The sequence below is a fragment of the Streptomyces sp. NBC_01275 genome (genome assembly GCF_026340655.1).
Lineage (GTDB): Bacteria > Actinomycetota > Actinomycetes > Streptomycetales > Streptomycetaceae > Streptomyces.
Map to the genome: position 1 here is coordinate 6321002 of NZ_JAPEOZ010000001.1, position 18944 is coordinate 6339945.

An 18944-nucleotide genomic window follows, 5' to 3' on the forward strand; every position below is an offset into this window, starting at 1 on the left:
GGCGGAGGTCAGGCGAGCCGGATCCGCGGGTCGATGAGCGCGTAGACGGCATCGACGACGATGTTGAAGAACACGATCGCACCGGAGGCCAGCACGGTGACGCCCAGCAGCATCGGCAGATCGCTCTGGTCCACGGAGTGCACCGCGAGCCGGCCGATGCCCTGGAGGCTGAAGGTCGACTCGGTGATGATCGCGCCGCCGATGAGCGTGCCCAGGTCGATGCCGAAGACCGTGACGATCGGGCCCATCGCACCGCGCCAGGCGAACCGGAAGAACACGTTCGCCCGGGACAGGCCCTTGGCGCGGGCCGTGCGGACGTAGTCCTCGCTGAGCTGCTCCACCAGCTGGGAGCGGGCCATGCGGGTGTAGTTGGCGGTGAAGATGATCGCCAGCACCAGCCAGGGCAGCAGCAGCCCGGAGAACCAGGCGGCCGGGTCCTCGGTGAGCGGGGTGTACGACGGCTGGTCGAGGATGCCCAGCTTCGAGACCAGGAAGAACATGGCGATGTAGCCGACGAAGTAGATCTGCAGGGACGAGCCGAGCAGCGACGCCGAACTGGCGAACTTGTCCAGGAACTTGCCCTGCTTGAGGGCTGCGAGCATGCCCGCGCCGACGCCGAGGAACAGGAAGACGACGGCCGCGCCGAAGGCCAGCGACAGGGTCAGCGGCAGCCGGTCCATGAGCGTCGCGAAGACGGGCTCGCGGTTGGCGAAGGAGTAGCCCAGGCAGGGCGCGTCGCAGTGGCCGTAGCCGGTGTACTCGCGGCCGACGAAGACGCCCTTGAGCCACTCCCAGTACTGGACCGGGATCGGGTGGTCGATGCCCAGGTTGTGCCGCACCTGCGCGAGCACGTCGGGGGTGCAGTTCTTGCCGCACGACATCATGGCGGGGTCACGCGGAACGGCGTAGAAGAGCCAGAAGGTGACGGCGCTGATGATCAACAGGATGACCATCGCGCCGGTGACTCGGCGGACAAGGAAGCGGAGCATGGGGCGTGACTTTCCGGACGGGGCGCCGTCGCCGGGGGAGTTGTGAGGGGGGTGGGCCGCAGGGGGCGGCCGCCGTGACGGCCGCCCCCCGAGGATCGTGCGCGCTTACTTCATGGCGTACAGCTTGGTGAGCGCGATGCAGGTGTTGCCGGCGTCGTACACGATGTTGCCGACCTTGGATCCGTACATCCAGTTGCGGATCGAGTGGTAGTCGGGCACGCAGGCCGCGAGCTCCATGATCTGGCGGTCGATGGCGCCCCAGGCCTTGTTGGCGGCCGACGCGTCGGCGACGAGGGACGCGGCGTCGATGGCCTTGTTGACGCTCGTGTCGTTCAGCTGCGACCAGTTGGTGCCGCCGTCCGCGACCGCCTTGCCGGACCAGCAGGGGTAGAAGACGGAGTAGCCGCCCGGCCAGTCCGGGCTCCAGCCGGCGGCGAACAGGTCGAACTCGTTGTCGAGCTTGCTGATCTGGGTGTAGAAGGTCGACTTGTCGACCTGCTTGTTGACGACCGTGAAGCCCGCCGCCTCCAGGGCCTGCTTGATGGCGACGGCCTGCTTCACCGCGTTGTCGGACTGCTGGTAGGCGATGACCAGCTTCTGGCCCACCTTGCCGGCTTCCTTCAGCAGGGCCTTGGCCTTGGCCGGGTCGCCACCGGGCTTCTTGTCCACGCCGTACAGGTCGAACTTCTCGTAACCGGGGGTCACCGGGCTGAGGATCGTGGTGGCCAGCTCGCTGGTGGAGGCGCCGCCGCGGATGGTCTGCAGCTGCTGGTGCGGCCACGCCCAGTTGATCGCCTGACGGATCTTGACGTCCGTGATGCGCTTGGTGTTGATCGGCCAGTAGTAGGTGACCGTGTCGATCGCGGTGAGGACGCGCTTCTTCAGCGTGGCGTTGGTCAGGACCTGGGCGATGCGCTCAGGGGCGATCTCGTTGAAGATCGACATCGTGTACTGGTCGTTGCCCTTGTCCGCGATGTAGCGGTCGGTCGACGCCAGCAGCTCGAAGCCGTACTGGAAGAGGAACTTGTCCGGGTAGGCGTTGCGGATCGGGTCCGTCTTGGCGTCCCAGTGCTCGTTGCGCACGTAGGTCATCGACTTGCCGATGCTGCGGCTGTCGATGCGGTACGGGCCGCAGGAGAAGGGCTGCTTGTCGTACTTCTCCTTGGTGTCCTTGGCCTTGGGCACCAGGGCGTAACCGCGCATCGCGAGCGTGAAGTTGAAGTCGCCGCGGGCCTCGCTGAGGCGGAAGGTGACGGTCTTGCCGGAGACCTCGATGGAGTCGAGGTGCTTGCCGCCGTAGGGGCCCTTGTAGTCCTTCGCGCCCTCGAGCCAGTTCTGGACGTAGCGGGGGCCCTCGGTGATGAACGTGGCGTAGATGCGCTCGAAGGTGTGGCGGACGTCGTCGCCGGTGACCTCGGAGCCGTCCTCCCACTTCAGGCCGTCCTTCAGGGTGAAGGACCAGGTCTTGCCGCCGTCCTTCATGGTTCCGGCGTCGGTGGCGAGGTCGCCGACCAGCGTGGCGCCGCCCTTGTCGTCGATCTTGTAGCCGGTCAGACCGCGCAGGATCGGGACGGTGATGGCGCCGGTGGTCGAGGAGTAGATCTGCGCCGGGTCCAGGTGGTCCATGTCGAACTGGTCGAGAGAGTAGATCGTCCCGCCCTTGACCGCGCCCGTGACCTCCGGAGCCGGACCCGTGGAGTCGGCCTTGGTGCCGACCGGGATCTCGGTCTTCTTGGTGCCGGTGACCTTGGGGGCCTTGGCGTTGCCGGAGCCGCCCTCGCTGCCGCTGCTGCAGGCGGACAGCACCGTGGTGGAGGCTGCGACCACACCGGTGGCGATCATGAAGTTTCTGCGGGAAAAGGACATGGAGAGCCTGCCTAGTAGGTCAATCGGGACGGTCGGGACCAGCCGGACGTCGTTGAACCGGGCCGGTGGTGGAGCTGGGTGTTACCGCTTGGACTTCGGGTCGAGAGCGTCGCGCACCGAGTCGCCGAGCAGGTTGAAAGCGAGGACGAAGATCACCATCGACAGGCCCGGGAAGAGCATGAACGTGATGTCCTCGGTGTAGAACTGGGCGCCCCGCTGGATCATGACGCCCCAGTCCGGGGTCGGGTCGATGATGCCGACGCCGAGGAAGGCGAGACCCGCCTCCGCGGTCACGTAGGCCGGGAGCATCAGCGTGGACTGGATGATGATCGGCGTCCACAGGTTCGGCAGCAGCTCCTTGAAAACGATGCGCCGCGGTGACGCGCCCGTGATCTTGGCGGCCTCGACGAACTCCCGCTCGCGCAGGCCGAGTACCTGGCCGCGCAGCAGACGGGCGATGGAGGCCCAGCCGAAGGCGGAGAGGACGAGGATCAGACAGGTGGCCCGCAGCGAGGTCGGGACGTCCTCGTCGGCGGCGACGAACAGCCCGTAGACCACCGGCATGAAGGCGATGAAGAACAGCGTGGACGGGAACGACAGCAGGATGTCGATGATCCGGCCGACGAGGTAGTCGGTCCTGCCGCCCAGGTAGCCGGCCGTGATGCCGACGATGACGCCGAGGACCGTGGTCAGCAGGGTGGCGGCGACGGCGATGCCCAGCGAGGTCCGGATGCCGTAGAGCAGGAACGTGAAGACGTCCCGGCCGAGCTGGGGCTCGATGCCGAACCAGAACTCGGAGCTCATCCCGCCGTTCGGGCCGGAGGGGTAGGAGAAGGCGTTGAGGAGCTCCGGCCGCTGGCTCGCGTACGTGGTGTACGGGTCCTTGCCGTAGAGCTTGGCTATCAGCGGAGCGGCGAGCGCGATCACGAAGAAGAAGATCACGATAAAGGCGGATATGACGCCCGCGCGGTCACGCTTGAAGCGCTTCCATGCCAGTCGCCCGGGAGACCGGCTCTCGTTGGCCTTCGGAGCGTCGGAAGTGGTCGACTTCTCGACGCTCTCGTCGGTCACCTCGAGCGGGGCAGCCGCTGATGGAGTTGGGGGGGTCATGGTGCTCCTGGCCCACGGGAGGGACTGATGACTCCGCAGGGCACTCCCCTACGGGCTACGCGGGACTTTTTCAACCTAATTCGTTCAAGGTCAATAAATTCTGGTCCGCCTTGGTCTTCTCTTTACCTTCTTTGCTCTGTCTTGACTGTTCCGTAGCTACGCGTGTAGCGCGCCGTAATCGTTCCGTGTCTGAATTCGGACCAACTGCGCGAAACGGGCAACGAGTTCGATATCCGGACGCCTCAGTGTCGGAATGCGTACATCCTGTGGTCACAATCCAACGGTTCGGCATCGGATGCCGGTGATCCGTTGCGCACTACACCGATGATCCATTGTGACGTGCGAAGAAGATCCTTTTCGACCCCCCAGCAGGAAGTTGCAACCGGCGTCCGGCACTCTTCCACGATCCCTCGAACAGCCCTCTGTCGGCCCCCGGGTGGGCGCGGCCCGAGTGCGTTATACGGCTTTGGAGTTGATATTGACCGTTAATGGATCAGTGTTTCGGCGCTGACGGCACAGCGCTCAGGTAAAGGCGCGGTCAATGAGGAGGCATCCATGCGTGGAGCCACGCACGCCAAGTGGGCCGCGGCCGCGGCCGCGGTAGCGCTCGCGGCGACGGCCTGCGGGGGCGGCGACAGCGGCGGCGGTGACACGAGCGCGGTGCTCAGCTCCTCCTGGGGTGACCCGCAGAACCCACTGGAACCGGCCAACACCAACGAGGTGCAGGGCGGCAAGGTCCTCGACATGCTCTTCCGCAGCCTGAAGCGCTACGACCCGGAGAGCGGCAAGGCCGAGGACATGCTGGCCGAGAAGATCGACACCACCGACTCGCAGAACTTCACCATCACCGTCAAGGACGGCTGGACGTTCAGCAATGGCGAGAAAGTGACGGCGAAATCCTTCGTCGACGCCTGGAACTACGGCGCGAGCCTGAAGAACAACCAGAAGAACGCGTACTTCTTCAGCTACATCGACGGCTACGACGAGACGCACCCCGAGGACGGCAGCGCACAGAGCGCCGACACCCTCTCCGGGCTGAAGGTCGTCGACGACCAGACCTTCACGGTCAAGCTCAACCAGAAGTTCTCGACGTTCCCCGACACCCTCGGCTACGTCGCCTACGCCCCGCTGCCCCAGTCCTTCTTCACCGACCACGCCGGCTGGCTGAAGAAACCGATCGGAAACGGCCCGTACACGATCGACTCCTACGCTAAGGGCTCCCAGATGTCCCTGAAGAAGTGGGACGGCTACCCCGGAGAGGACAAGGCGCAGAACGGCGGGGTGACCCTCAAGGTCTACACCGACAACAACACCGCCTACACCGACCTCCTGGCCGGCAACCTGGACCTGGTCGACGACGTGCCCGCCGCCCAGCTGAAGAACGTCAAGAACGACCTGGGCGACCGCTACCTCAACACCCCCGCCGGCATCATCCAGACACTCGCCTTCCCGTACTACGACAAGAACTGGAGCAAGGCGGGCGCGGAGAAGGTCCGCACCGGACTGTCCCGGGCGATCGACCGCAAGCAGATCACCGAGACGATCTTCCAGAACACCCGCACCCCCGCCACCGACTGGACCTCCCCGGTGCTGGGCGAGGAGGGCGGCTTCAAGGAAGGTCTGTGCGGGGACGCCTGCGACTACGACCCCGCGGCGGCGAAGCAGCTGATCGAGGAGGGCGGCGGCCTCCCCGGCGGCCAGGTCAAGATCACGTACAACGCGGACACCGGCTCCCACAAACAGTGGGTCGACGCCGTCTGCAACTCCATCAACAACGCCCTGGGCAACGACAAGGCCTGCGTCGGCAACCCGGTGGGCACCTTCGCCGACTTCCGCAACCAGATCGGCGACAAGAAGATGAGCGGCCCCTTCCGGGCGGGGTGGCAGATGGACTACCCCCTCATCCAGAACTTCCTCCAGCCGCTCTACTACACCAACGCCTCCTCCAACGACGGCAAGTGGTCCAACGAGGACTTCGACCAGCTCGTCGACGAGGCCAACGCCGAGACCGACACCGCCAAGGCCGTGGAGACCTTCCAGAAGGCCGAGGAGGTCGTCCGGGACAACATGGCCGCCATCCCGCTCTGGTACCAGAACGGCAGCGCCGGCTACGCGGAGCGGTTGTCGAACGTCAAGCTCAACCCGTTCTCCGTCCCGGTCTACAACGAGATCAAGGTGGGCTGACCCGCCATGGGGCGGTACGTCGTCCGGCGTCTGCTGCAGATGATCCCGGTCTTCATCGGCGCGACGCTGTTGATCTTCCTGATGGTGAACGTGATGGGCGACCCCATCGCGGGCCTGTGCGGCGACCGCAGCTGCGACCCCGCCACCGCCGCCCAGCTGAAGAAGGAGTTCGGCCTCGACAAGCCGGTCTGGCAGCAGTACCTGACCTATATGGGGAACGTCTTCACCGGAGACTTCGGTACGGCGTTCAACGGCCAGCCGGTCACCGAGCTGATGGCGTCGGCGTTCCCGGTCACCATCCGACTGACGATCGTCGCCATCCTCTTCGAGATCGTCATCGGCATCACCCTGGGCGTCGTCACCGGGCTGCGCAGAGGCCGCCCCGTCGACACCGGCGTCCTGCTGGCCACCCTCGTGGTGATCTCCGTGCCCACCTTCGTCACCGGTCTGATCCTCCAGCTGCTGCTCGGCGTCGAGTGGGGCTGGATCAAGCCGTCGGTCTCCACGGACGCCACCTTCGGCGAGCTGATCGTGCCGGGCCTGGTCCTGGCCTCGGTCTCCCTCGCCTACGTCACCCGCCTGACCCGCACCTCCATCGCGGAGAACAAGCGGTCCGACTACGTCCGCACGGCCGTCGCCAAGGGTCTGCCGCGCCGCCGGGTGATCACCCGGCACCTGCTGCGCAACTCCCTGATCCCCGTGGTCACCTTCATCGGAACCGACATCGGAGCCCTGATGGGCGGCGCGATCGTCACCGAGCGCATCTTCAACATCCACGGCGTCGGCTTCCAGCTCTACCAGGGGATCCTGCGGCAGAACACCCAGACCGTGGTCGGCTTCGTGACCGTCCTCGTCCTGGTCTTCCTGGTGGCCAACCTGCTCGTCGACCTCCTGTACGCCGTACTCGACCCGAGGATCCGCTATGCCTGAGCCGATGCCGCCGCCGCACCAGCCGGAGCCGCACCTGCCGGGCCCGGGCCGCACCCCGGAGGAGGGCGTCATCGCCGACACCGGCATGGGCGGAACGATGGACCTGGCCACGGCGGAGGGCGAGAGCCTCGAGAAGATCCCGGACCTCCCGCCGGGCCCGGACACCACCGAGCTGCATCCATCAGTCGCCTCCGGCGAACGGGCGCGTTCCCTCTGGTCCGACGCCTGGCGCGACCTGCGTCGCAACCCGGTCTTCCTCGTCGCGGGCCTGATCATCCTCTTCCTGGTCTTCATCTCCCTGTGGCCCGGGGCCATCACCTGGGAGAGCCCCCTGCAGTGCAACCTCGCCAAGGCCCAGGAGGGCTCCCAGCCCGGCCACCCCTTCGGCTTCGACGGCCAGGGCTGCGACGTCTACACCCGCACCGTCTACGGAGCCCGTACGTCCGTCACGGTCGGCGTCTGCGCCACCCTCGGCGTCGCCCTGTTCGGCAGTGTGTTCGGCGGCCTCGCCGGGTTCTTCGGCGGCGTCTCGGACTCGATCCTGTCCCGGATCACCGACGTCTTCTTCGCGATCCCGGTCGTCCTCGGCGGCCTGGTCCTCCTCTCCGTGGTGACCAGCAATACGGTCTGGCCGGTCATCGGGTTCATGGTGCTGCTGGGCTGGCCGCAGATCTCCCGCATCGCCCGCGGCTCGGTGATCACCGCCAAGCAGAACGACTACGTCCAGGCCGCCCGCGCCCTCGGGGCCTCCAACTCCCGGCTCCTGCTGCGGCACATCGCGCCCAACGCGGTCGCCCCGGTGATCGTCGTGGCGACCATCGCGCTGGGCACCTACATCGCGCTGGAGGCGACCCTGTCCTACCTCGGCGTCGGTCTGAAGCCGCCCAGCGTCTCCTGGGGGATCGACATCTCCGCCGCCTCCCCCTACATCCGCAACGCCCCGCACGCCCTGCTGTGGCCCTCCGGGGCGCTCGCCCTCACGGTCCTGGCGTTCATCATGCTCGGCGACGCGGTGCGCGACGCCCTCGACCCGAAGCTGAGGTGACGGCCCCGTGCTGCTCGAAGTGCGCGATCTGCACGTGGAGTTCCGCACCCGCGACGGGATCGCCAAGGCCGTCAACGGCGTCAGCTACGGCGTGGACGCCGGCGAGACCCTCGCCGTGCTCGGCGAGTCCGGCTCCGGCAAGTCCGTCACCGCCCAGGCGATCATGGGCATCCTCGACGTCCCGCCCGGGAGGATCACCGGCGGCGAGGTCCTCTTCCAGGGCCGCAACCTGCTGGAGCTGAAGGAGGAGGAGCGCCGCAAGGTCCGCGGGGCCGAGATGGCGATGATCTTCCAGGACGCGCTGTCCTCCCTGAACCCCGTGCTCTCCGTCGGCGACCAGCTCGGCGAGATGTTCGTCGTGCACCGCGGGCTCTCCAGGAAGGACGCGCGGACCAAGGCCGTCGAGCTGATGGACCGGGTCCGCATCCCGGCCGCCCGGGAACGCGTCAAGGACTATCCGCACCAGTTCTCCGGCGGCATGCGCCAACGCATCATGATCGCGATGGCGCTCGCTCTCGAACCGGCCCTGATCATCGCCGACGAGCCCACCACCGCCCTCGACGTCACCGTCCAGGCCCAGGTCATGGATCTGCTCGCGGAGTTGCAGCGCGAGCTGCGGATGGGGCTCATCCTCATCACCCACGACCTGGGCGTGGTCGCCGACGTGGCCGACCGGATCGCGGTGATGTACGCGGGCCGGATCGTCGAGTCCGCGCCCGTGCACGACATCTACAAGGCCCCCGCGCACCCCTACACCAAGGGCCTGCTCGCCTCCATCCCGCGACTGGACCAGAAGGGCCAGGAGCTCTACGCCATCAAGGGTCTGCCGCCCAATCTCATGAAGATCCCGCCGGGCTGCGCCTTCAACCCCCGCTGCCCGATGGCCCAGGACGTGTGCCGGACGGACGTACCGCCGTTGTACGAGGTGGACGACCAGCGGGTGAGCGCCTGCCACTTCTGGAGGGAGTGCCTCCATGGTTGAGCCGATCCTGGAAGTCAGTGGACTGGTCAAGCACTACCCGTTGACTCAGGGCATTCTGTTCAGGAAACAGGTCGGGGCCGTCAAGGCCGTCGACGGCGTCGACTTCACGCTCGACAAAGGGGAGACCCTCGGCATCGTCGGGGAGTCCGGCTGCGGCAAGTCGACCGTGGCCAAGATGCTGGTCAACCTCGAGAAGCCGACGGCCGGCTCGATCAAGTACAAGGGCGAGGACGTCACCAAGCTGTCCGGCCGGGCCCTGCGGACCGTCCGCCGCAACATCCAGATGGTCTTCCAGGACCCTTACACCTCACTCAACCCCCGTATGACGGTCGGCGACATCATCGGGGAGCCGTACGAGATCCACCCCGAGGTCGCCCCGAAGGGCGACCGGCGCAGGAAGGTGCAGGACCTCCTCGACGTCGTCGGCCTCAACCCCGAGTACCTCAACCGCTACCCGCACCAGTTCTCCGGCGGCCAGCGCCAGCGCATCGGCATCGCTCGGGGGCTGGCCCTGCGCCCCGAGGTGATCGTCGCCGACGAGCCGGTGTCCGCGCTGGACGTGTCGGTCCAGGCACAGGTGATCAACCTGCTGGACCGCCTGCAGAGCGAGTTCGACCTCTCCTACCTCTTCATCGCCCACGACCTCTCCATCGTCCGCCACATCTCGGACCGGGTCGGGGTGATGTACCTCGGCCGCATCGTGGAGATCGGCCGCGACGCCGAGATCTACGACCATCCCACGCACCCCTACACCCAGGCGCTGCTCTCCGCGGTGCCCGTGCCGGACCCCGAGGCGCGCGAGCACCGGGAGCGGATCATCCTCTCGGGAGACGTCCCGTCCCCGACGAACGTCCCCTCCGGCTGCCGCTTCCGCACCCGCTGCTGGAAGGCGCAGGAGCGCTGCGCGCTGGAGGTGCCGCTGCTCGCGGTCCCGGCGGAGTTCCGCCTCACGAGCGGCCCCGCGGCCCACGACTCGGCGTGCCATTTCGCGGAGGAGAAGCGGGTGGTGCCGCCGGAGGAACCACCGGAGAAGACACTGGGGGAACCACTGTCCGAAACGCCGGACGATCATGACGACCAGGGTGCATAGCGGTGCATACGCACAGCAACTGCGTTAACACGCAGGCAACTTGGCTGACCCGATTCCGATATACGGACGCGTCAGTCTGAACAACGTACGGCCGTGCGGGTGCCGTAAACGGGCCGGGAGCGCCATGTCTCCCGGCCCGTTGCCCCTTTTTGCGCCTAAACCGGCACCGCTCTCGCGGAGGCGGTCGGCGCTTCGTCGTGGTTCCTCAATTGATGGTTGCGGTGCTCTGTGGGTCCTTCGGCTCAGGTCAGATGGAGGGCGCGCCGAAGAAAGTCCAGCTGGAGCAGCAGCAGATTCTCCGCGACCTTCTCCTGGGGGGTCATGTGGGTCACGCCGGACAGGGGGAGCACCTCGTGCGGGCGGCCGGCCGCGAGGAGGGCCGAGGACAGCCGCAGTGAGTGGGCGACCACGACGTTGTCGTCCGCCAGCCCGTGGATGATCATCATGGGCCGGGCCGGCTCGGCCGCGTCCACCAGGCCCTCGTCGTCGATCAGCGAGTTGCGCCGGTAGACGTCCGGCTGCTGTGCGGGGTGCCCGAGGTAGCGCTCCTGGTAGTGGGTGTCGTAGAGGCGCAGGTCGGTGACGGGCGCGCCGACCACCGCCGCGTGGAAGACGTCGGGCCGGCGCAGGGCCGCGAGCCCTGCCAGATAGCCGCCGAACGACCAGCCGCGGATGGCCACCCGGGTCAGATCGAGCGGGAAGCGGTCGGCGAGGCCGTGCAGGGCGTCGATCTGGTCCTGGAGCACGACCGCGGCGAGGTCGTCCTTGATCGCCTTCTCCCAGCCGGGCGAACGGCCCGGAGTGCCCCGGCCGTCGGCGACGATCACCGCGAACCCCTGGTCGGCGAACCACTGTGAGGTGAGGTGCGGGTTGTGTGCGGCGACGACCCGCTGACCGTGCGGACCGCCGTAGGGATCCATGAGAACGGGGAGGGGAGTGTCACCGACGTAGTCCGTAGGCATAAGCACGGCGCACGGGATCTGCCGTGCGCCCCCCTGTGTCAGCGTCACGCGCGGGGACAGACCGGGATCTTCCGCATACGATCGGACAGTCGTCGCGGGCTTCCCGTCCCGCAGTACCTGGACCTGGACGCCCGGCCGGTCGAGCGTGTGGGACGCCAGCACGGTCACGCCCCCCGCGCGCACCGCCGAGTGCACGCCGGGCTCCTGGGTGAGACGCTCGACGCCGAGTTCGTTGACGCGGTAGACATGCACCTCGCCGGTTTCCGGGTGCTCGGCGTCCGCGCCGGCCGAGGCGGTGAGCAGCACGTCGTCGGCCGTGACGTCCAGCACCGCCCGTACGTGCAACTGGGCTCCGGTCAGGGGCCGTTCGCCCACGGCCAGGACGCGTGCGCCGCCCTCGTCGGCGATCCGCACGAGCTGTCCGGAGGGGCTCCAGCACGGCACGCCAGGGAAAAGATCCAGCCAAATCGGATCTTCGTCGGCGTGCACCATCCGGGTCGCTCCGGTGGCGGTGTCCACCGCCAGGAACAGCTGACTGCGCTGGTCGCGCGCCTGTACGAGCAGCAGCGGAGCCCCCGCCCCTGACCAGTGCACTCGCGCCAGATACGGATAGCGCGCCCGATCCCAGACGACCTCCGTGCGCACCCCGTCGAGCCCGAACACGAACAGCCGTACGTCCGCGTTGGCCGTCCCAGCTGCTGGATACCGCACGTGGTGTGGGTCACGTTTCGGCTGGGCCGGATCGGAGATCCACCACCGCTCCACCGGCGCTTCGTCCACCCGTGTGACCAGCAGTCGGTCCGATTCCGGGGCCCACCAGAAGCCCCGTGAACGGTCCATCTCCTCGGCCGCGATGAACTCGGCCAATCCATAGGAAACCGTACCCGTGTCCGATTCCGTCGCCGGATCCGCCACCGCCCGGTCACCCTCGCCCTCGGCCTCCACGACCCGTAGCGCGCCCCCGCAGACGTAGGCGACGTACCGCCCGTCGGGGGACGGCCGGGGGTCGATCACCGGTCCCGGGACGGGGAGTTCACGTGCGGTACCGGCCCGCAGCTCGGCCGTGAAAAGCCGCCCTGACAAGGCGAAAGACGCCAACTCGACGGCCGCGTCGGTGGCGTAGCCGACGATCCCGCCGCTGCCCTCGCGACTGCGTTCGCGGCGCGCCCGTTCCTCGGGCGAGAGGTCCTCCGGGACGCCGCCGAGGAGCGCGCGCGGCTCGGCCGCCACGCGCTCCGCGCCGTCCGCCGGGTCGAGGACCCACAGCGAACCCGCGCGATCCGTGCCGGAACCGGAGCGCAGGAACACCACCCGGGAGCCGTCGGGGGCCACGGTGAACGAACGCGGCGCGCCGAGAGTGAAACGCTGGGTGCGGGCGTGCCGCAGGGGGAAGGAGTCGGGCTCGGTCGTCATCCCCCGACCATATTGGCCATGCGCCCCCTTGTGCGGCTGTGCGCCGCGAGATGCACACGCACCCATAGTTATGATCACTAGCGCTGAGTGGGTATGAACCTGCTGGCAGTTGTATCGATCTGTGCGTTCCCCGTTCTGTCTTTGCCCCCACGTTCCCGGGTTCTTGGAGGTGAGCCGCCGTGGCACTCTCAATTTCAGCGGTGGTGCTGCTGGCGATCGTCGTCTTCTTGTTGATCAAGAAGTCGGGACTGAAGGGTGGTCACGCCGTCGTCTGCATGCTGCTGGGCTTCTACCTGGCGTCATCCACCATCGCACCGACGATCAGCGATCTGACGACGAGCGTGGCCAGCATGATCGGCAGCATCAAGTTCTAGACGTGCGGCACGAAGTCGGCCCACGCCTCGGGCGAGAGCGCGAGGCGGGGGCTGTCCTCGGCGTGCTGGGAGTCACGGACGTGGACGGTGCCGGGGGTGCCGGGAGTGCCGGAGCTGGTGGCGATCTCGACGCAGGATTCGCCGTCGCCCGTCCTCGCCGTACCCGACCGCCACTCCGAAGGCGGCGGCGCGCATCCCCACGGCCTCTCGCCGCAGCTTCAGCTGGCGTCCGACCGTCTCCACGACGGCGACGCCCCACTCGTCGTCCGGGTCCACCTTCCGACCCGGCTCGTCGGACTCCTCCTTGAGTGGCACCGCCTGGCCGTTCGCCTGGTGTCATCCGGCACTCCTCCGGCACCCGGACCGACAGTCCCGTCAGGACCTCGCCCCGGAACCCGACAACGCGTGCCCCGGCGCGAGGGGCGCTCTTTTCCAAGGACCACGGCGGTGAAATGACCTCACCAAACCCCACCCCTCCCGCCCATGGCCCGCTCTCACCCTTGCGGGTGAACATCACCAACTGGGCTGGATTCGGGAGCGGTTGCCTGCCTTACTCTCAGCGCAACAGCACCACACACCCGCAGAAATGCGACGGCCCCCGCCGGGACTGCAATCCCAGTGCGAGGGCCTCACCGCCAAGGAAGAAGCACCTTCCCGATGGATACGCAGAACCCTAGCGCGCCCCCGCGCGCCCAGTCCCTTACTGCCGCCAACAAACACCCGAACCGGCGGCAATTCGGCGGTCTCGTTCACGACAACGCCCGCCACACCACCCGCTTCACGGTGATCGGCAACCATCTCGCCCAGCACGGGGAGTTGTCCCTCCTGGCGATCGGACTCGGCGTCCACATCCAGTCGTTGCCTTCGGGCGCTCAGATCGACATCAAGTCCCTCACCGCCCGCTTCCCCGAGGGCGCGACCCGCATCGCCGCAGCCCTCCGCGAGCTGGAGGCCCACGGCTACCTGCGCCGCAAGCGCGAACGCATCCCGGACGGCCGCGTCATCACCCGCACGGTCTCCTGCAACCAGCCCGGTCATCACCGCCGTACGACAGCGTCCGAGGCCGGCTCCAAGCCGACGCGGCCGACGCGGCCCGCACCCCGCAAGCCCAAGCCTCTCCCCGCCGTCCCGCGTCCCTCACGCCCCTATCCCAAGCTTCTTCAGGCGGCCACCGACCTCCTCGCCGACCTCCGCCGCCACGACTCCCGCTGTCTCCTCTCCACCTGCGACACGGCCCACCTCGCCCCCGGAGTCGCCGCCTGGCTGGAGCGGGACGTCAGCCCCGCCGCCGTACGGCAGGCACTCACCGCCGACCTTCCACCCGAAGGCGTCCGCCGCCCCAGTGCCCTCCTGGCGCACCGGCTGACGGCCCTGCTGCCGCCTCCACCGCCGTTTCGCGAACCCGCCGCCCCACCGCCGGTCACCAGGCACCCGGTGCGGAACTGCGACGGCTGCGACCGCGGCTTCCGCTCGTCCGATCCGGACGCCCGCTGTCGCGACTGCCAGTAGCTGTCGGCGGCGGCCGACCGAAGATCTGCGCTTCGACGGCGACGAGCCGATGTTGCTGGCCGTCGAAGCGCAGAGCGCGAAGGATCCGAACAAGCCCGCCAGCTGGGCTTACTGCCTCTCCTTCTTGTACACGAAGTACAAGATCCCGCCTCTACCGTCGGGCCGGGGAACTCTGGAGGAACCTGGTGGCCGTGGACCTCTCCTTCTACAAGTCGTACATCTCCGAAGAGATCCGTGACGAGGGTCGCGCCCAGGGGCGTGCGGAGGACATCCTGCTCGTCCTGGAAACCCGAGGCCTCGACATCCCCGGCGAGGTCCGTGAACGCATCACCGGCTGCGACGACCCCGACCTCCTGCGCCGCTGGCTGACCCGAGCCGTCACCGCGCCGTCCGCCAAGGACATCTTCACGGAGCCCACGGCCGAAGCCTGACCCAGGACGCGGGCGAGTGGCCCAGGGGTTCGCCTCGTAGGGTGGCTCCATGACGGAACTGCCCGCCCGGCGTCTGATGCTGGTGCACGCGCACCCGGACGACGAGTCGATCAACAACGGCGCGACCATGGCCAGGTACGCGGCCGAAGGGGTCCACCTGACCCTGGTCACCTGCACCCTCGGCGAACGCGGTGAGGTGATTCCGCCCGAGCTGCGGCATCTGACCGGGGCCGCGCTCGGCGCGCACCGGCTGGGTGAGCTCACCGCCGCCATGGCGGAGCTCGGCGTCGACGACTTCCGGCTCCTCGGCGGCGTGGGCCGCTACGGCGACTCCGGGATGATGGGCATCCCCGACAACGACGACCCCACCTGCTTCTGGCAGGCCGACGTCGACGCGGCCGCCGCGCACCTCGTCGAGGTGATCCTGGAGACCCGCCCCCAGGTCCTCCTCGCCTACGACGACAACGGCGGCTACGGCCACCCCGACCACATCCAGGCCCACCGCGTCGCCCTGCGCGCCGTCGAACTGGCCGACGCGGCCGGCTGGCGCATCCCCAAGGTCTACTACAACCGCGTCCCGCGCTCCGTCGCCGAGGCCGCCTTCGCCCGGCTCCAGGACGAGCTGCCCGAGCTCCCCTTCGCCAAGAGCGCGGCCATCGCCGACGTACCCGGCGTCGTCGACGACGAGCGCATCACCGCCGAGATCGACGGCTCCGCGTACGCCACTGCAAAGGCCGCCGCCATGCGCGCCCACGTCACCCAGATCGACGTGGCCCCCGGCGGGCGCTGTTTCGCCCTCTCCAACGAACTCGCGCAACCCCTCTTCACCACCGAGTACTACGAGCTGGTGCGCGGCGAGGCCGGAGAGAGCGGGTCCGCACAGAAGAGGGAGACCGACCTGTTCGCCGGCGTCGTCGACGGCCCCGGCACCGAGGGGAGCGTGTGATGTCCGACCGCGGTTCTCTCCTCGCCCAGCCCCTCCAACGGCCCCCCGCCATACGCGTCGCCGCCTACCTGGGGCTCTTCGTGCTCGGCGCGGTCGCCGGGACGGCCGGGGCCCTCGTGCAGGCCGGCTGGTTCCCCGGCGGGCTGCTGCTCGCGCTCGTCGGCGCGGCCGGGCTCTTCGTCGGCGGGGCGCGGGCCCTGGACACCCGGGCCGGCGCCGTCGCTCCCGCCGCCGGCTGGATGATCTCCGTCGTGCTGCTCACCGCAGGTCGCCCCGAGGGCGACTTCCTCTTCGGCGCGGGAGGCGGCTCCTACCTCTTCCTGCTCGGAGGCATGGCACTTGCTGTGATCTGCGCCACGCTTGGTTTGGGACGGCAACCGACCGGCGGCGACGTCCGACTTGGCAATTGACGTACCACTTCTCCGTGACAGAGCCGTGGGAGTCCGATGTGGGTTTCCCAGACGGTCGTGGGATACGGGCCAGAAGTGGCCAGTATGGTGGTGCGCGCCGCCGAGCTGCCCGTGAGGTCGTGGCGGGCGGCGGAGCCAACCTGGAGAACCTGCCTTGAGTCGTGAAACTGACAGTCCGTCCTCCGGGCCCAACGGGCGCGGCGGAACCGCATACCCGTCGGGTACCCCGCCGTACGGCACCCCCGTGGTGCCCGACGGCGGTGCGGACGCGGGCCGTTCGGCCGCGCCGCCGGAGGAACGCAAGACCGAGACCACGCTGACGACCCGGATCCGCATCAACATCCCCGGATCGCGGCCCATTCCGCCGGTCGTCGTGCGCAAGACCGTCGCCGACGCCGAGAGCGCGGGCGACGACACGGGCGCCGACGCGCAGTCGACGTCTCCCGCGGGTTCTCCGGCGGGCGGCGCGGCCTCCGCCGGTCCCGCCCGCATGGACGACACCGGCAGCTTCGCGCTGCCCGCCGACCCCGCGTCCGCGTCCGCGCCTGGTGCTCCGGCTCCGGAGAAGCCGAGCGACTGGTTCGCCCCGCGCAAGTCCTCGCCCGGCAAGGGCGGTCAGGGCGGCGGCTCCACCAACGGGGCCGGGATGCAGGGCGGTTCGGCGGCGGGCGCGTCCGCGGGCGCCGGTGCGCCCGGTGGCGCGCGTCCGGGCGCGGGCAGGCCCGGTGGCGTGGTCGGCTCCATGGGCGCGCCGGGCGGCTCCCGCCCCGGCGGCGCCAACGCCGCAGGGCTCACCGGTGCGACCGGCGGTCCCGTGGCTCCGGGGCACGGCGGCGGCACCGGCTCCTTCGACGTGACCGAGGCGCTGGCCGCGGGCTCGCTCGGCAACGGCCCCCGACCGGGCCAGAGCGGCGGCGCCGCGGAACCGCGCCGCGACGAGCTGCCGTACTTCTCCGGCAACGGGAACGGCACCGGCACCGGCGCCGGAACCGGCGGCGGCAACCCCAACGCGAACCCCAACGGCAACCCCAACGGCAACCCCAACGGCAACCCCATGGGCGCCGGCGGTGGCCAGAACGGCTTCGCCGGGACGAACGGCCCCGGCGGCGGTCCGGCCGGTCCCGGTGGGTCGTACGACTTCAACGGTCCCGACCTGCCCGGCGGCCCCGGCGGCCGAGGCGGTCCGCAGGGCCCCGCGGGCCCGACCGGCGGCCCGGTCACCGGCGACGGCCCGATGGTGCCTCCGGTGGGCTACAACGCGACCGGCGCCCCCGCGGGCGCCCCGGGCCGTCCCGGCGCGCCCATGGGCCCCGGCGGCCCGGGCGGTCCCGGCAACCCCAACGGCTTCGGCGGGCCCGGCGGGCCTGGTCCGGGCGGGCCTGGTCCGGGCGGGCCCGGAGGCCCCCGTTCCGCCGCCCCCGGCACGGGAACCGGCACCGGCCGTCTCCCCGGCGGCGGGCTGAGCGACGACACCGCGGTCCTGACCCCGCAGAAGCACCTCCCCGACCCCGGCGCGGGCGGCGGCTACGGCGGCAACGGCGGTGGCCGGCGCGTCGACAACGTGTCCGGGCAGACCGTCACCAGCGGCATCCCCGTCGTGCCCGCCGACGGCCAGGGCGGTCCGGGCGGCCCCTTCGCGCCGGGCGGCACGCACACCGCCGACGGACCGGTGCCGCACACCCCGCCCAAGCGGACCGAGCCGGCCGCGCAGAACGCGTCCTCGGCCGGTTCGAAGAAGAAAAAGAAGAAGGGCCGCAGCAAGCTGGTCCTGCTCGCCGGCCTGGCGGTCCTCGCCGGCGTCGGCGTGTACGGCGCCGGGCTGCTGATGAACCACTCCGACGTGCCCAAGGGCACCACCGTGCTCGGCGTCGACATCGGCGGCGGCACCCGCGACGACGCCGTCAAGAAGCTCGACGACGCCTTCGACAAGCGGGCCGCCCAGGCGCTGAAGCTGTCCGTCGACGGCGACACCGTCACCCTGAAGCCGGACCAGGCGGGCCTCCAGTTCGACCTCCAGGCCACGGTCGACGACGCCGCCAAGAGCGACTACAACCCGGTCTCCGTGATCGGCTCGCTCTTCGGGCAGCACCGCGTGGTCGAGCCCGAGATGCCGGTCGACGAGGAGAAGCTCCAGGCCGCTCTGGCGAGCGCCGCGGGCGGCTCCGGCACGGCCACCGAGGGCACGATCAAGTTCGAGTCCGGCAAGGCCGTCGCCGTCTACGGCAAGGCGGGCAAGGGCATCGACGCGGCGAAGGCCGCCGACGCCGTCGTAGAGGCCTACCGCACCCAGGTGGAGACCGGCACGGGCGCCGCGGTGAAGGTCCCGACGACGACCAAGCAGCCGACCATCACCAACGCCGAGGTCGACCGGATGATGAAGGAGTTCGCCGAACCGGCGATGTCCGCCACCGCCACGGTCCAGACCGACGCGGTGCACTCCGTCCCGATGAGCCCGGCGAACTCCCTGTGGAAGTTCCTCCAGGTCAAGGCCATCGACGGCAAGCTGGTGGAGAGCTACGACAAGGCAGCGCTGAAGGAGCTGTACGGCAACGCGTTCGACGGCGTCCTGATCACCCGCGGCACCGGCCAGAAGACGGCCGTCACCGTCGAGGACGTCATCAGCGCCCTGCGCCCGGCCCTGAAGAGCAAGACCGACCGGATCGGCGTCATCGACACCGACCCGAGCTGACGCCGGGCGCCTCC

General features: G+C 69.2%; 14 protein-coding genes and 3 pseudogenes. 11 read left to right on the forward strand and 6 right to left on the reverse strand.

Annotation, left to right across the window (positions count from 1 at the left end):
- Window positions 1–8: 8 nt before the first annotated feature.
- From OG562_RS28095 to OG562_RS28105, 3 genes are all read right to left on the reverse strand, one after another.
- A complete protein-coding gene (locus OG562_RS28095) occupies window positions 9–989 on the reverse strand; it encodes an ABC transporter permease (RefSeq protein WP_266402603.1) in 981 nt (326 codons plus the stop codon).
- A gap of 105 nt (window positions 990–1094) precedes the next feature.
- On the reverse strand, window positions 1095–2855 hold the full coding sequence (locus tag OG562_RS28100) for an ABC transporter substrate-binding protein (RefSeq protein ID WP_266402605.1): 1761 nt from the start codon (window positions 2853–2855) through the stop codon (window positions 1095–1097).
- Between the two features lie 81 nt (window positions 2856–2936).
- The gene (locus OG562_RS28105) at window positions 2937–3965 is read right to left on the reverse strand and encodes an ABC transporter permease (protein ID WP_266402607.1); all 1029 of its coding nucleotides are present in this window, start codon (window positions 3963–3965) and stop codon (window positions 2937–2939) included.
- 555 nt (window positions 3966–4520) lie between these two features.
- Here OG562_RS28105 and OG562_RS28110 point away from each other — a divergent pair.
- Genes OG562_RS28110 through OG562_RS28130 form a run of 5 tightly spaced genes read left to right on the forward strand, consistent with a single transcriptional unit; the run spans window position 4521 to window position 10196 of the window.
- The gene (locus OG562_RS28110; RefSeq protein WP_266402610.1) at window positions 4521–6149 is read left to right on the forward strand and encodes an ABC transporter substrate-binding protein; all 1629 of its coding nucleotides are present in this window, start codon (window positions 4521–4523) and stop codon (window positions 6147–6149) included.
- Window positions 6150–6155: 6 nt separating this feature from the next.
- Window positions 6156–7079, forward strand: coding sequence for an ABC transporter permease (locus OG562_RS28115; RefSeq protein WP_266402612.1), 924 nt, complete (start codon window positions 6156–6158; stop codon window positions 7077–7079).
- Window positions 7080–7083: 4 nt separating this feature from the next.
- Window positions 7084–8124 carry an ABC transporter permease gene (locus OG562_RS28120; RefSeq protein WP_266409581.1) on the forward strand — a complete coding sequence of 347 codons (1041 nt, stop codon included), beginning with the start codon at window positions 7084–7086 and terminating at the stop codon, window positions 8122–8124.
- Between the two features lie 7 nt (window positions 8125–8131).
- A complete protein-coding gene (locus tag OG562_RS28125) occupies window positions 8132–9106 on the forward strand; it encodes an ABC transporter ATP-binding protein (RefSeq protein WP_266402615.1) in 975 nt (324 codons plus the stop codon).
- Window positions 9099–10196, forward strand: a complete 1098-nt coding sequence (locus tag OG562_RS28130) for an ABC transporter ATP-binding protein (RefSeq protein ID WP_266402616.1) — start codon at window positions 9099–9101, stop codon at window positions 10194–10196. Before OG562_RS28125 ends, OG562_RS28130 begins: the two co-directional genes overlap by 8 nt.
- Window positions 10197–10438: 242 nt before the next feature.
- Here the strand turns inward: OG562_RS28130 and OG562_RS28135 are convergent, their stop codons facing one another.
- Complete coding sequence (locus tag OG562_RS28135; protein ID WP_266402618.1) at window positions 10439–12571, reverse strand: S9 family peptidase; 2133 nt, start codon at window positions 12569–12571, stop codon at window positions 10439–10441.
- A gap of 179 nt (window positions 12572–12750) precedes the next feature.
- Here OG562_RS28135 and OG562_RS28140 point away from each other — a divergent pair, with 179 nt between their 5' ends.
- Complete coding sequence (locus OG562_RS28140) at window positions 12751–12945, forward strand: hypothetical protein (protein WP_093781468.1); 195 nt, start codon at window positions 12751–12753, stop codon at window positions 12943–12945.
- Here the strand turns inward: OG562_RS28140 and OG562_RS28145 are convergent.
- A pseudogene (locus tag OG562_RS28145) lies at window positions 12942–13091 on the reverse strand (DUF397 domain-containing protein); the annotation flags it as partial. The gene OG562_RS28140 and the pseudogene OG562_RS28145 sit on opposite strands and share 4 nt — an antisense overlap.
- Before the next feature lie 4 nt (window positions 13092–13095).
- Window positions 13096–13260, reverse strand: a pseudogene (locus OG562_RS28150) (transcriptional regulator); the annotation flags it as partial.
- 342 nt (window positions 13261–13602) lie between these two features.
- On the opposite strand from OG562_RS28150, the gene OG562_RS28155 reads away from it, so the two are divergent.
- The 5 genes and pseudogenes from OG562_RS28155 (at window position 13603) to OG562_RS28175 (ending at window position 18930) form a co-directional block, all read left to right on the forward strand.
- Window positions 13603–14454, forward strand: coding sequence for a helix-turn-helix domain-containing protein (locus OG562_RS28155; protein ID WP_266402621.1), 852 nt, complete (start codon window positions 13603–13605; stop codon window positions 14452–14454).
- A 25-nt stretch (window positions 14455–14479) separates the two neighbouring features.
- Window positions 14480–14885, forward strand: a pseudogene (locus OG562_RS28160) (hypothetical protein); the annotation flags it as partial.
- Window positions 14886–14934: 49 nt separating this feature from the next.
- Entirely contained in the window at window positions 14935–15831 is an 897-nt protein-coding gene (gene mshB, locus OG562_RS28165; RefSeq protein WP_266402622.1) for an N-acetyl-1-D-myo-inositol-2-amino-2-deoxy-alpha-D-glucopyranoside deacetylase, read from the forward strand.
- On the forward strand, window positions 15831–16241 hold the full coding sequence (locus OG562_RS28170; RefSeq protein WP_266402624.1) for a DUF6113 family protein: 411 nt from the start codon (window positions 15831–15833) through the stop codon (window positions 16239–16241). Before mshB ends, OG562_RS28170 begins: the two co-directional genes overlap by 1 nt.
- A gap of 154 nt (window positions 16242–16395) precedes the next feature.
- On the forward strand, window positions 16396–18930 hold the full coding sequence (locus OG562_RS28175; protein ID WP_266402626.1) for a hypothetical protein: 2535 nt from the start codon (window positions 16396–16398) through the stop codon (window positions 18928–18930).
- Window positions 18931–18944: the final 14 nt, after the last annotated feature.